The 12,686-nt window shown below is 59.3% G+C and carries 11 protein-coding genes; 6 read left to right on the plus strand and 5 right to left on the minus strand.

Annotated elements, in window-relative coordinates:
• Positions 1-277 precede the first annotated feature (277 nt).
• Together zapE and GIW79_RS28590 are read left to right on the plus strand one after the other, a co-directional pair.
• The gene (gene zapE / locus GIW79_RS28585) at positions 278-1,384 is read left to right on the plus strand and encodes a cell division protein ZapE (RefSeq protein WP_054897794.1); all 1,107 of its coding nucleotides are present in this window, start codon (positions 278-280) and stop codon (positions 1,382-1,384) included.
• Positions 1,385-1,549: 165 nt separating this feature from the next.
• Entirely contained in the window at positions 1,550-2,041 is a 492-nt protein-coding gene (locus GIW79_RS28590) for a GNAT family N-acetyltransferase (RefSeq protein ID WP_034127723.1), read from the plus strand.
• A 101-nt stretch (positions 2,042-2,142) separates the two neighbouring features.
• Here the strand turns inward: GIW79_RS28590 and GIW79_RS28595 are convergent, their stop codons facing one another.
• From GIW79_RS28595 to GIW79_RS28610, 4 genes are all read right to left on the minus strand, one after another.
• Positions 2,143-2,355 carry a hypothetical protein gene (locus GIW79_RS28595; RefSeq protein WP_034127722.1) on the minus strand — a complete coding sequence of 71 codons (213 nt, stop codon included), beginning with the start codon at positions 2,353-2,355 and terminating at the stop codon, positions 2,143-2,145.
• Positions 2,356-2,495: 140 nt separating this feature from the next.
• Positions 2,496-4,733 carry a TonB-dependent siderophore receptor gene (locus GIW79_RS28600; RefSeq protein WP_054897792.1) on the minus strand — a complete coding sequence of 746 codons (2,238 nt, stop codon included), beginning with the start codon at positions 4,731-4,733 and terminating at the stop codon, positions 2,496-2,498.
• Between the two features lie 128 nt (positions 4,734-4,861).
• Complete coding sequence (locus GIW79_RS28605; RefSeq protein ID WP_032892095.1) at positions 4,862-6,604, minus strand: phosphoethanolamine transferase CptA; 1,743 nt, start codon at positions 6,602-6,604, stop codon at positions 4,862-4,864.
• Positions 6,605-6,761: 157 nt separating this feature from the next.
• Positions 6,762-6,938, minus strand: coding sequence for a DUF6026 family protein (locus GIW79_RS28610; RefSeq protein ID WP_198834001.1), 177 nt, complete (start codon positions 6,936-6,938; stop codon positions 6,762-6,764).
• A gap of 259 nt (positions 6,939-7,197) precedes the next feature.
• On the opposite strand from GIW79_RS28610, the gene gnd reads away from it, so the two are divergent.
• From gnd to GIW79_RS28625, 3 genes are read left to right on the plus strand one after another with little or no spacing between them, the layout of a single operon-like run.
• Entirely contained in the window at positions 7,198-8,181 is a 984-nt protein-coding gene (gene gnd / locus GIW79_RS28615) for a phosphogluconate dehydrogenase (NAD(+)-dependent, decarboxylating) (protein ID WP_236454858.1), read from the plus strand.
• Positions 8,178-9,701, plus strand: coding sequence for a glucose-6-phosphate dehydrogenase (gene zwf / locus GIW79_RS28620; RefSeq protein WP_197901301.1), 1,524 nt, complete (start codon positions 8,178-8,180; stop codon positions 9,699-9,701). The genes gnd and zwf overlap by 4 nt, the downstream gene beginning before the upstream one ends.
• Positions 9,698-10,522 carry a Cof-type HAD-IIB family hydrolase gene (locus GIW79_RS28625; protein WP_057977519.1) on the plus strand — a complete coding sequence of 275 codons (825 nt, stop codon included), beginning with the start codon at positions 9,698-9,700 and terminating at the stop codon, positions 10,520-10,522. Before zwf ends, GIW79_RS28625 begins: the two co-directional genes overlap by 4 nt.
• A gap of 66 nt (positions 10,523-10,588) precedes the next feature.
• On the opposite strand, the gene GIW79_RS28630 is transcribed toward GIW79_RS28625, so the two are convergent.
• Positions 10,589-10,849, minus strand: coding sequence for a hypothetical protein (locus GIW79_RS28630; protein ID WP_034127718.1), 261 nt, complete (start codon positions 10,847-10,849; stop codon positions 10,589-10,591).
• A gap of 344 nt (positions 10,850-11,193) precedes the next feature.
• Here GIW79_RS28630 and GIW79_RS28635 point away from each other — a divergent pair, with 344 nt between their 5' ends.
• The gene (locus tag GIW79_RS28635) at positions 11,194-12,516 is read left to right on the plus strand and encodes a sigma-54 dependent transcriptional regulator (RefSeq protein WP_034127717.1); all 1,323 of its coding nucleotides are present in this window, start codon (positions 11,194-11,196) and stop codon (positions 12,514-12,516) included.
• Positions 12,517-12,686 lie beyond the last annotated feature (170 nt).

Below are 12,686 nucleotides of genomic sequence, written 5' to 3' on the forward strand. Positions count from 1 at the left end.
GATTTGGGGGGCCGCCGCCACGCGCCATCCATGGCGCGGGGCGGCTAAACCGGCATCCCTGCCGGTTTACCCCCCAAATCCCTGTCGAATTCCGGCCAGCGTGGTTTAACGGGGCGCTTAAGATCAAAAGCAGATCAAGAGCAAGATCAAGAGCGGCTCGCTTCGCATCGTGGTTACCGTCTACCGCTATAGCGTTGTGCAAATACTCATCCTCGCCTCAGGCAAACAGGCCAAGATTTCGCGCCTGGACAGCTCTGCGTCCGTCATACTGGCAAGCATGACTTTCGACTCGCCTCTCGCCGCTTACCAACATGCCATCGCCCAGCCAGGTTTCGTCGCCGACGACGCCCAGCGCCGGGCGGTACAAGCCTTGCAAGCCTGTCACGAGGCCTTGCATCAAGGGCGTTCGTCGATTGCCGGCGTTTACCTGTGGGGCCCGGTGGGGCGTGGCAAGACCTGGTTGATGGACCAGTTCTACCAAAGCTTGCGCGTGCCTGCGCGGCGCCAGCATTTTCACCACTTCATGGCGTGGGTGCACCAGCGCTTATTCCAGCTCACGGGCACCCAGGACCCCTTGCAGGCGTTGGCCAGGGAGCTGAGCCAGGCGGTGCGCGTGCTGTGCTTCGATGAATTGTTTGTGAATGATATCGGTGACGCGATCATTCTCGGCCGCCTGTTCCAAGTGATGTTCGAAGAGGGTGTGGTGATGGTGTGCACGTCCAACCAGCCGCCCGACCAGTTGTATGCCGGTGGCTTCAACCGTGAGCGTTTCCTGCCGGGTATCGACGCGCTCAAGCAGCATATGCAGGTGGTGGCCGTGGACGGTGGCGAAGATCATCGCTTGCATCCCGGCGTGGGCATGCAGCGCTATTGGGTGAATCAGCCCGAGGCACTGGCGGCGGTGTTCCGACAGTTGAGCCAAGGCCAAACCGTGACCAGCGGGGTGGTAAGCGTAGGGTACCGCACCATCATGACGGTGCAGGCCAGTGACACCGTGCTTTGGTGTCGCTATGCCGACCTGTGTGAGCAGCCCCTGGCCGCGATGGATTTCATGCTGTTATGTGATCGCTTCCACGCCATCCTGCTAGGAAACGTCCCCAACCTCAGTGCACAGAAACGCCCGGGCCGGATTGCGCGTGGCACTGAGGACAGCGCCGAGCGCGTAGTAGCCGGGGATCGAGAGTTGCCACAGTTGTCGGTGCATGACGACAGCGTACGGCGCTTTATCGCGTTAGTGGACGAATGCTACGACCGCAAAGTGCCACTCTTTATCGACGCCGAGGTGCCGTTGCACAGCCTGTACACCGAAGGCTACCTGGAGTTTCCTTTCCGCCGCACCCTGAGCCGTCTGCAAGAGATGCAGTTGGAACGCTTCGCCACCTAGGAAAAATCGCCGCTCCAAAGCTCTTTGCACGCTTTGATGCGCGCAACCTTCGCATTTTCTGTCAGCGATTTGTCGCTTATCTCCTTCATCTACTGCCGACTCCACGCTTACAATCGCAGCTCTCAAAGGGAAACGATTCCCTGGTTGTCGCTATCGAGGAAGGAAATGGACACCCCAGACATCCTGGTGCTGCAAGCCAGCTATACCAACGCCGTGCACGCCGACGCCATTGGCCTGTTGCTCAACCATTACGCTGAAGATCCGATGGGCGGCGGCCACAGCCTGCCAGCCGATCTCTTGCAGCAGTTGCCAGCCGAACTGGCCAAGCGCCCACACGCGTTCAGTGTGCTGGCGTTCGTCGGGGGGGAGCCAGCGGGATTGGTCAATTGTTTCGAGGGCTTTTCGACCTTCGCCTGCCGGCCCTTGGTCAATGTCCATGATGTGGTGGTGAAAGAGCAGTTTCGGGGGTTGGGGTTGAGCCAGAAGATGCTGCAAAAGGTCGAGGAAATCGCCCGGCAGCGCGGTTGCTGCAAGATTACCCTCGAAGTGCTGGAAGGCAATACTCTGGCGCAGGCGGCGTACCGCAAGTTTGGTTTTGACGACTCAGTGTTTGATCCGGCCCATGGGCGGATGTTGTTCTGGAATAAACCGTTGTAATAAATAACCGGCAAAAAAAAGGCGCCATTAAATGGCGCCCAATAAACCTTTGCCAACGGAGCAGAATGGCGCAGGGTGCTACGGATTAAGTAAGCATTAACTCAGCTGTTCGGTTGCGCCTGTTCAACCGTGTCGGCCTTGACCGACTTGCCATCGGCGCTGGCAACTTGTTGCTCAGCCTTGCCGTGGGTTTTTTCCTGAATGAAGCTGAAGTTGTTGTAGAACTCCTTGGAGCGCTCTGCGCCGCCCTCTGCAAAGGCAGCGGCAGAGGTCAGGGTCATCAGGCTGGCCAGCATCAAGGTCGAGAGTTTCATAGTGGTATCCCCATTAAAGTGATAGGTGTCTGGTCGCTTCGTGATCAGATCATGGAGCGACTATGGCGTTATCTTATTAAGTGGGAATTAACGGGAGATGCCGTTGAAGTTAACAGTTTTGTTAACTTCAACGTGCGAGGCTATAACTTCCAATCCAACGCCAGCGTGACGGAACGCGGCTCGCCCCAATACACCCCGTTATAAAAACCCACGCGCTCGTAATATTTCTTATCAAAGAGATTATTCACGTTGACCGACGCCGAAACCTGTTCGTCGAATTGGTAGCGCGACATCAGGTTGACCACGGTGTAGCCCTGTTGTGTGATTTTCGCCCGTGTGGTTATTGGCCGGCCTTCGCTGTTGCGCTGCCCGGTCGGGCGGTTGCTGAAGTCGTAGGTTTCGCTCTGCCAGTTCACGGCGCCGCCCACCGTCAGTTTGCGCCAGGCGCCCGGCAGGCGATAGGCGCTGGAGATCTTCACCAGGTTCAAGGGTTGGCTGGTGTTGTTGCGTTTGTCAGAGCCATTGACCGAATGGGTGTAGGTGTAGCCGGCGGACAGGTTCCAGTCCGGCGTGATTTCACCGGCGGCTTCCAGCTCGAAGCCGTTGACCTTGTTACCTTTGCCGCCGGATTTGTAGTACTCCTCTCCCGTGACTGGGTTGGGCGGGACTGAGTCATCCCGCTCGGCGACGTTGTCCTGGGTACTCCAGAAGTACGCGGCGGCCAGGTTCAAACGCTCGTTCAGCACACTGCCCTTGAGGCCCACTTCGTAGTTACTGCCGACCACGGGCTCCAGGTACTTCTTGTTGGCATCACGGTAGTCCTGGGGTTTGAAGATGTCGGTATAGCTGGCGTAGACGGTGTACTGCGGCGTGATGTCGTAGAGCAGGCCGGCGTAGGGCGTCCACATATCATTGTGGGTCTGGCTGGTTTTGCCCGAAGCGGTCAGTTGGTCGTTGGCATCGTATTTGGGCTCTGCGCTTTCCAGCTCCCAACTGCCGTAACGGCTGCCCAGTACGGCGTGCAAGCGGTCCGTGAGGCTCAGCCTTGTGGCCAGGTAACCGGCTTTCTGTTGTTTCTTGCTGTGCTCGCCTTTCAGATCGGTCACCTGGTCGGTGAACTTGCTGATGCCGCCCATGTGCTTCCAGTCCTGAATGGGGTAGTAGCTGGCTGGCAGGTCGCTGCGCATGAAGGGCGAGACATCCCGTTGTGCGGCTTCGCCATAGCCCATCATCAGCGCGTGTTCGCGGCCCAGCAGCGTGTAGCTGCCGGCCAGGTTGAGGTCGATGGCCTCCATGCGCGAAGTGCCGCGCATATGGCTGGCCCAAGCCGTCATGCCGCTGCGGTCGGGGTTGGGGAAACCGGCGCCGCCGTAATACACCTTGCCATCGGTGTCGCTCTGGCGATGGGTATAGGCGGCCTTCAGGTGCCAGTCGCCGCCGAGCCGATGGTCGAGGGTGGCGAAGGTGGTCTTGTCGGTCAGCGGCCAGGAACTCCAGTGCGCCGCCATGTTGGTGGAGCGGGGTAGCCTGGCCTTGCCGCCCTGGCTGTTCCAGTAGGGCACGGTGCCCCAAGACGTGCCTTGCACCTGTTTGTCCTGGTAATCAAAGCCTGCGGCCAGCACGGTATCGTCGGAAAGGTCAGCCTCGAGAATGCCGTAGCCCACCGCCCGCTGCAGCCCATAGTTGTCACGAAAAGACTTGCTGTCGCGGTAAGCCAGCACGCTACGCCCGCGCAGTTTGCCGTCGAACGCCAGCGGGCCGCCCACGTCAACGTAGCTGTAGTAGTTGTCATGGCTGGCGCCACTGATGCCGGTCTTGGCCTGCCACTGGGCGGTAGGGCGCTTGCGCACCATGTTGACGGTGGCCGAAGGGTCGCCTGCGCCCGTGGTCAGGCCCGTCGCGCCGCGCACTACTTCGATGCGGTCGTAGATGATGGTGTCGGCGTCGGTCTTCATGTAGCCGAAAGTGTTGAGCATCCCGTCAACCTGGAAGTTGCTGATGCCATAGCCTCGGGCGGAGTAGTAGACACGATCGGAGTCGTAATGCTGAACGTTGACGCCCGTGGTCTGGCGCAACACATCCGTCAGGGTATTGAGATTGAAGTCGTCCATCTGCTGGCGTGTGATCACCGAGATCGATTGCGGGGTTTCCTTGACGGAGAGGTTCAGCCGCGTGGCGGTGCTCATCGAGCCAGTAGTGTAGGCGCCGGTGTGCTCGGTGGTGGCGCCTAGGCCGTCGGCGCTGATGGTGGTCGCGCCCAGTTCCAGGGCTTTGGCGGGGGCTGTATCGGGGGCGGGGTCGGCCCGCGAATCCGGGCTCAGCGCCAGGCTGAACAGGCCGAGGGTGAAGGTCATGGAACGGGTGAAGGGCGCAAACATCGCTGCAGACTCCTTGTCGTCTTTGATACCTCCCCAGGCGGGGAGGGCTTGGTTCAAAGACGAAAGGAACTGCGGAACTTTAGGCTCAAACGAGAATGATTGTTATCTTTCTATTACAAGGCCCTGGCTTACTTGGCCACCACTTCGGCGCCGTCGGCCTTCTTGGGCTTGATCAGGCTGAAGTCGATCAGTGCCTTCTGCTTGGTCTCGTAAGGGTTGCCGATCAACAGGGGGCGTGGCTTGAAGCTGTCGCTCACCAGGCTCTTGCTGTGGTCCAGCTCATCGAAACTCAAGCCTGCCATGTCGGCCCAGGTGTGGATCAACTGCGAACTGCTGTAAGGCCGCTGCAAGTCGCCGGCGAAGCTCCAGTCGTGACTTTCGCGCCATTTTGGCGAGGCGTAGGCCATGAACGGGATGGTGTACATCGGCGCGGTCGGCTTGCCTTCGTTACGGCCCAAAGTGTCGTGGCCGGCCGAGTCGAACACGTCTTCGCCGTGGTCCGAGAGGTACAGCAAAAAGCCGTTGGGGTCGGTCTTTGCGTAGTCCTTGATCAGGCTGGAGACTACGAAGTCGTTGTACAGCACCGCGTTGTCATAGCTGTTATAGGTCGGCAACTGCGCATCGCTGACACCCGCCGGCACGCCCTGGCGGTCGGTGAACTTGTCGAAGGTCTGCGGGTAGCGGTACTGGTAGCTCATGTGGGTGCCCAGCAGGTGCACCACGATGAACTTGCGTTCGGCGGTATCGGCCAGGGCCTTGGAAAACGGCGCCAGTACATCGCCGTCGTACTGACGGGCGTTCTGGTTGCGGTTGTTGTTCAGGTACACCTGCTCGTCGGCCTGTTCGGAAAAGGTCGTGAGCATGGTGTTGCGTTTGGTCATGGTCTGCTGGTTGGTGATCCAGAAGGTCTTGTAGCCAGCCTGTTTCATCACGCTGACAATCGACGGTGTCTTGAGGTACAGGTCCGGGTTTTCTTCGTCAGCGAAGGTCAGCACCTGTTGCAGCGCTTCAATGGTGTAGGGGCGCGGGGTGATGACGTTATCGAACACGGCCAGTTGGTCGCGCAGCTTGTCCAGCTCCGGCGTGGTGTTGCGCGGGTAGCCGTAGAGGCTCATGCGCTGGCGGTTGGTCGACTCGCCGATGACCAAGACAAGTGTGGACGGCTGGCCGGCCATGCTGTCCTTGAGGTTGTTCAAGGGCGGGATCTTGCTTGCACTGGTGAGCATGCCTTGCATGTTGTCCAACTGCTCGGTGTAGCGACGATAGGCGACGATCATCTGCCAAGGCACGGCAGGCTCGATGCGGGTTTCGAAACGATCGATGGCCAATTCCATGGTTTCGCTGGTGGCGATCTGCTTGACCAGTGGGTAGCCCACCACCGCCAGGACGATGGCTATGGCTGCCACGATCGACTGGCCGCGAGGCAGATACACCGGGCGCAAGCGCGTCCACAGGAAGATGGCGAAGGCGGTGTGGGCAATGAACGCCAGCACGATCCACCAGGCAAAGTATTGGGTGGCGTATTCGCCGGCTTCAGAGATGTTCGACTCGAACATGATGAAGATGACGCTCTGGGAGAATTCCTGCTGGTAAATGAAGAAATAACCCAGGCTCGCCATGGAGCAAGCCCACAGCACCACGCCGATCAAGGCGGCGAGCAGGCGCGTACGACGCGGGAACAGCAGCATCGGCGCCAGCCACAGCGCACTCATGAAGAAGGCCTGGCGGAAGCCACTGAAGCCGGAGGTGCCGGTCAGTTGGATAAGAAGTTGGGTAATACCCGAGAAATACCAGAAAAACAGGAATAACCAGCCAAGGCCGGCCCAATCAAAGCCTTTCGCAGTCGTCGTGCTGCGTTTGAACATCGCCATCCAGCGCCCCATCAGAAAAAGATTGTCGCGCGCAGGCGCGCAACATCGGGCCGCCCAGGAAGTGAGCGGCATCGCGGAACGGGAGTATCAAGAGGGGAATGTGAAAACTTTGTGAGTTTTCTGTAGGTATTGCCTTACAACGCGTTCGGCCAAGACTTCAGCACAGGACTGGCTTGGCATCTGACGGCTGATCGAGCTGGGCTTGAAGGTGCAAGCGCAGGCGCAGGACTTCCTGTTGCAACTGATCGCGCTCGTCTTTCAACTGGCGCAGTTCATCGCGACGGAGGGTGACGTAGAGGGTCTGTGGCGGACGGGTCATCTGTGCTGTGCTCATTGCTTACCTCGCAAATAGCCGGTAGATCGCGGTGCCAAAACTGGTTTCTGGCAACAGTCGGAAGCAAGTTTGAATTCTTTTTCGCAGCAAGGGAACTTTTTTATTTTTGGTGGTCGTGTGACTTTTGCCGGGGTGATGGTGAAACGATGGCAACTTTTTTGCCATGAAACTACACGGATCCGCTCTGGACTAACCCTCATTAGCCTCATTGCGCTATAAACTATGTCACACATTTTTTAGAAGTTAGGAGCATCAGCACATGCAACTGGGGATTATCGGACTAGGCCGCATGGGCGGTAACATTGCGCGGCGCCTGATGCTCAATGGGCATACCACCGTTGTATACGACCGTAACGAAGCCTTCGTCAAAGCCTTGAGCGAGGAGGGCGCCACCGGCGTCGCCGACTTGAAAGCGCTGGTGGCCGGCCTGCAAAAGCCCCGTGCTGTCTGGGTCATGTTGCCGGCGGGCGCGCCCACTGAAGACACCATCAACGCACTGAGCGAACTGCTGGAAGACGGCGATGTGATCATCGACGGCGGCAACACCAACTACAAGGACGACGTGCGTCGCGGCAAGGCCCTGGCTGAAAAGGGCCTGCACTATGTGGACGTGGGCACCTCGGGCGGCGTCTGGGGCCTGGAACGTGGCTATTGCATGATGATCGGTGGCGACACCGAGACCGTGAATCGCCTCGACCCGATCTTCAAAAGCCTCGCGCCGGGCCTGGGTAACATTCCGCGCACCCAGGACCGTTCGGCCTCTGCCGACCCACGTGCCGAGCAGGGCTACATTCACGCCGGCCCAGCGGGTTCCGGGCACTTCGTCAAGATGATCCACAACGGCATCGAGTACGGGATGATGCAGGCGTTTGCCGAAGGTTTTGACATCCTCAAGACCAAGAACTCGGAAAACCTGCCGGAAGACCAGCGCTTTGACCTCAACGTTGGCGACATCGCCGAAGTCTGGCGTCGTGGCAGCGTGGTGTCGTCCTGGCTGTTGGACCTGACCGCCGACGCCTTGGCCACCGACCCGAAACTCGACGGCTACTCGGGCTCCGTGGCCGACAGCGGTGAAGGCCGTTGGACCATCGAAGCAGCCATGGAGCAGGCGGTGCCGGTTCCGGTGTTGTCGACCTCGCTGTTCGCGCGTTTCCGTTCCCGCCAGCAGAGCACCTACGGTGACAAAATGCTGTCTGCCATGCGCTTCGGCTTTGGCGGCCATGTGGAGACTTCCAAAAAATGACCGCCAACGGCAAGAAACCCAAGGCCGAACCTGCTCCACCCACCACATTGTTTCTGTTTGGCGCCCATGGCGACCTGGTCAAGCGCTTGCTCATGCCGGCGCTGTACAACCTCAGCCGTGACGGGTTGCTCGGTGATGGCCTGCGTATCGTCGGCGTTGATCACAACGCCATCAGCGATGCGGACTTTGCCAAGAAACTCGAGGACTTCATACGTACCGAAGCCTCCAGCAAAGTCAGGGGCAATGCCGAGAACGCCCTCGACCCCGCGTTGTGGGCACAACTGGCCAAGGGCATCAGCTACGTCGAGGGCGATTTCCTCGACGACAGCACCTATGCCGATATCGCCAGCAAGATCGCTGACAGCGGCACCGCCAATGCGGTGTTCTATCTCGCCACTGCACCGCGCTTCTTCAGTGAAGTGGTGCAGCGCCTGGGCAGTGCCGGTTTGTTGAATGAAACGGACGAGGGCTTTCGGCGCGTAGTTATCGAGAAGCCGTTCGGCTCCGACCTGGCCACCGCCGAGGCGCTCAACGCCTGCCTGCTCAAGGTGATGAGCGAGAAGCAGATCTACCGCATTGACCATTACCTGGGCAAGGAGACGGTGCAGAACATCCTGGTCAGCCGTTTCTCCAACGTGCTGTTCGAAGCGTTCTGGAACAACCACTACATCGATCACGTGCAAATTACTGCCGCTGAAACCGTCGGCGTTGAAACCCGGGGTAATTTTTTCGAAAAAACCGGCACCTTGCGCGACATGGTGCCCAACCATCTGTTCCAGCTGCTGGCAATGGTCGCCATGGAGCCGCCGGCAGCCTTTGGTGCCGACGCGGTGAGGGGTGAGAAGGCCAAAGTGGTCGGTGCGATCCGCCCCTGGTCGCTGGAGGATGCGCGGGCCAACTCGGTGCGCGGCCAATACACCGCTGGCGAAATCGCTGGCAAGCCATTGCCCGGGTATCGCGAAGAAGCCAACGTCGCGCCGGACAGCAGCACCGAGACGTTCGTCGCGCTCAAAGTGATGATTGATAACTGGCGTTGGGTCGGTGTGCCGTTTTACTTGCGTACCGGCAAGCGCATGAGCATCCGCGACACCGAGATCGTGATCTGCTTCAAGCAGGCGCCTTATGCACAATTTCGCGATACCGAAGTCGATGAACTCAAGCCCACTTACCTGAAAATCCAGATCCAGCCTAACGAAGGCATGTGGTTCGACCTGTTGGCCAAGCAGCCTGGGCCGACCCTGGAGATGGCCAATATCGAATTGGGCTTTGACTACAAGGACTTCTTCGAGATGCAGCCGTCGACGGGTTACGAAACACTGATCTACGACTGCATGACCGGCGATCAGACCCTGTTCCAGCGCGCCGACAACATCGAGAACGGTTGGCGTGCGGTGCAGCCGTTCCTGGATGCGTGGAAGCAAGATGATGGTATCCAGGCCTACAAGGCCGGTGAAGATGGCCCGGCGGCGGCCGATGCCTTGCTGGCCCGCGATGGCCGCGCCTGGCATAGCCTCGGATGAGTGACGTGACGATTCATCCCGTCCGGTTTGTCCTCAGTGATGTGGACGGGACGCTATTGCATCCCGACCACAGCCTCAGCCAACGCACCGCCGATGCCATTCGCGCTATGCGCGAGGCTGGGGTGATTTTCAGCCTGGCCAGCGGGCGTCCGCCCAAGGCCATGCGGCATTTGATCGAGACCTTTGGCATCGATGTGCCGGTGGCTGGCTTTAATGGCGGTACGTTGGTCAACCCGGATGGCAGCATCCTGGTTGCTCATCATCTGCCGGCGGAAGCTGCACTCATCACCCTGGCGCTGTTTTCCGCCGAGCCGGACGTGGAAGTCTGGGTGTTTGCCGATGGCGACTGGCTGCGCCGTGATCCGCCCGGGCCCATGGTGCAGCGCGAAGCCGATGGCTTGGGCTATGGGCCGGTAGTGGTGGAGAGTTTCGAGCCTTACCTGGACAGGGTCGACAAGATCGTCGCCGCCAGCAACAACACCCAGTTGTTGGTGGAGCTGGAAGCGCAATTGCAGCCGAAAGTGCAGGGGTTGGCCCAGGTGTCGCGTTCGCAGCCGGTGTATCTGGACGTGACCGCGATGCTGGCCAACAAAGGCGAAGCCTTGAAAACCCTGGCTGAACACCTGGGCGTACCGCTTGCACAAACGGCTGCGATTGGAGACGGTGGCAATGACCCGGCGATGTTTCATGTGGCGGGGTTGTCGATCGCCATGGGCCAGGCCGAAGAAACCGTCAAGCGCCAGGCCAATGTGGTCACGGGCAGCAATGTCGAAGACGGCGCTGCCGAGGCGTTCGAACGCTTTATTCTCGCCGCACGTTAAGCGTGCAAGTATGACTGTACAACTTCCAGCTCAAGTTTTACTTGGGTTGGAAGTTGCTGCATTGCATTACTTTGGCATCGCCCAGTGTTGCAACTGGTGGCCATCTTTATCGAGCTCGGCACGGGCCTGCAATAGCAGGTTTTCAAGTTGGGCCGGGTCGGTATAGGCAGTCGACGGCAACTGTTTGCTGCCGATACGGGTGTTGGTGCGGTCGATGACGCTCAGGCTGAGGGCGCCAACGCCATCGTGCCAGGCCACGCATTGAAAAGGCTGGAAGGCACGGTCTGCAATCAAAAGAGCTTCGTTGATGCGCAGCGGAGCGTTCATTTGGGTCTTCTCTCTGTATGCCCATTCAAGTGAGTACCGGCGGTTGGGCGGACCGTGCGGTGGGTTACTTGTACTGATGCACGATGGTGGGGTGCGGGTCACATGCTAGGGCAAGAAATTTTAACGTTCCCTGATTGACGTCATGTAAGCGGCTGTTTTGAAAGCGCAATAAACCTTTGACTGGCGAGCAACTTCTGGCGCGCTACGAAACAGGCATGGCTTTTTGCCCACGCTTATAGCGAAAGGGTACAAGGTAAGCGTCAAGATCTTGCTAGGGTTACCAACAGTCGACACAAACTGTTGTTTCTAAATAACTTTAACAATATTGGCGCCAAGGAACAGTCATGGTTGCGACACCCGCCCAACGCCGCTTACTGGTGGTCGACCCCTGTGACGATTGCCACGGGTTATTACCCGGCTTACGCACCGCCGGCTGGGAAGTGGACAGCTGTGCCTTGGAGGCGGTAGGTGAGCGCTCCTGCGATGTGGGCCTGCTGCGTTTGCAACGCGATCACCTGGAACGCCCTGAAGCAGTCAAGGAGTTGATTGGTCGCAGCGGCACCGAGTGGATCGCCGTGCTCAGCCAGGATGTACTGCGTTTGCAGAACGTCGGCGATTTTGTCTGCGAATGGTTTTTCGACTTTCACACCTTGCCCTTCGATGTATCCCGGGTGCAGGTGACCCTGGGCCGTGCGTTCGGCATGGCGCGCCTGCGTGGCAAGGGCTACGCCCCGGTGGATGAGCCCCATGAATTGCTGGGCGAAAGCCGTCCCATCCGAGAGTTGCGCAAGTTGTTGTCCAAGTTGGCGCCTACTGAGTCCCCGGTGTTGATCCGCGGTGACAGCGGTACGGGCAAAGAGTTAGTGGCCAAGACTTTGCACCGCCAATCCCAGCGGCACGCCAAGCCGTTTGTCGCGATCAATTGCGGCGCCATCCCTGAACACCTGATCCAGTCCGAGTTGTTCGGCCACGAAAAAGGCGCGTTCACCGGCGCCCACCAGCGCAAGATCGGACGTATTGAAGCGGCCAACGGCGGCACCCTGTTCCTCGATGAAATTGGCGATCTGCCGATGGAGCTGCAAGCCAACCTGTTGCGCTTTCTTCAGGAAAAACACATCGAACGCGTTGGCGGCAGCCAGCCGATCCCGGTTGATGTACGCGTGTTGGCTGCCACCCACGTCAACCTCGAGGCCGCGGTGGAGAAGGGCGCTTTTCGCGAAGACCTGTATTACCGCCTGAATGTGCTGCAAGTGGTCACCGCGCCGTTGCGCGAACGCCATGGCGACGTGGCGATGCTGGCCAACCACTTTTCACGTTTCTACAGCCAGGAAACCGGACGGCGCCCGCGCAGTTTCAGCGAAGAGGCTTTGGTGGCGATGGGGCAACACCCGTGGCCGGGCAATGTGCGTGAACTGGCCAACCGCGTGCGGCGCGGCCTGGTGCTGGCCGAAGGGCGGCAGATCGAAGCGGTTGACCTGGGGCTGCAAGGCCAGCAAGTCATTTCGGCGCCGATGGCGACATTGGAAGACTACAAGCACCGTGCCGAACGTCAGGCGCTGTGCGATGTGCTCAACCGGCACAGCGACAACCTCAGTGTCGCGGCCCGCGTGCTGGGGATTTCCCGGCCGACGTTCTACCGGTTGCTGCACAAACACCAGATCCGCTAGGGCGGGTAAACCTAATGTGGGAACTGGCTTGCCTGCGAAAGCGGTGGTTCAGTTAAAGATTCAGTGACTGACACACCGCTTTCGCGGGCAAGCCCGCTTGTATGCTAGGACTTGAAGGGAGGAGAAGGGACAAAGCCCGATTCTGACTGTTGACGCAGTACAGACCGTGG

The sequence above is a fragment of the Pseudomonas sp. PA-7-1E genome (assembly GCF_021605325.1).
Classification (GTDB): domain Bacteria; phylum Pseudomonadota; class Gammaproteobacteria; order Pseudomonadales; family Pseudomonadaceae; genus Aquipseudomonas; species Aquipseudomonas fluorescens_BV.

Excerpts from the sequence above, each read along its gene's own strand:
- zapE (WP_054897794.1), top strand. The coding sequence starts at position 278 with ATGACTTTCGACTCGCCTCTCGCCGCTTACCAACATGCCATCGCCCAG.
- GIW79_RS28590 (WP_034127723.1), top strand. The coding sequence starts at position 1,550 with ATGGACACCCCAGACATCCTGGTGCTGCAAGCCAGCTATACCAACGCC.
- GIW79_RS28595 (WP_034127722.1), bottom strand. The coding sequence starts at position 2,355 with ATGAAACTCTCGACCTTGATGCTGGCCAGCCTGATGACCCTGACCTCT.
- GIW79_RS28600 (WP_054897792.1), bottom strand. The coding sequence starts at position 4,733 with ATGTTTGCGCCCTTCACCCGTTCCATGACCTTCACCCTCGGCCTGTTC.
- GIW79_RS28605 (WP_032892095.1), bottom strand. The coding sequence starts at position 6,604 with ATGGCGATGTTCAAACGCAGCACGACGACTGCGAAAGGCTTTGATTGG.
- GIW79_RS28610 (WP_198834001.1), bottom strand. The coding sequence starts at position 6,938 with ATGAGCACAGCACAGATGACCCGTCCGCCACAGACCCTCTACGTCACC.
- gnd (WP_236454858.1), top strand. The coding sequence starts at position 7,198 with ATGCAACTGGGGATTATCGGACTAGGCCGCATGGGCGGTAACATTGCG.
- zwf (WP_197901301.1), top strand. The coding sequence starts at position 8,178 with ATGACCGCCAACGGCAAGAAACCCAAGGCCGAACCTGCTCCACCCACC.
- GIW79_RS28625 (WP_057977519.1), top strand. The coding sequence starts at position 9,698 with ATGAGTGACGTGACGATTCATCCCGTCCGGTTTGTCCTCAGTGATGTG.
- GIW79_RS28630 (WP_034127718.1), bottom strand. The coding sequence starts at position 10,849 with ATGAACGCTCCGCTGCGCATCAACGAAGCTCTTTTGATTGCAGACCGT.
- GIW79_RS28635 (WP_034127717.1), top strand. The coding sequence starts at position 11,194 with ATGGTTGCGACACCCGCCCAACGCCGCTTACTGGTGGTCGACCCCTGT.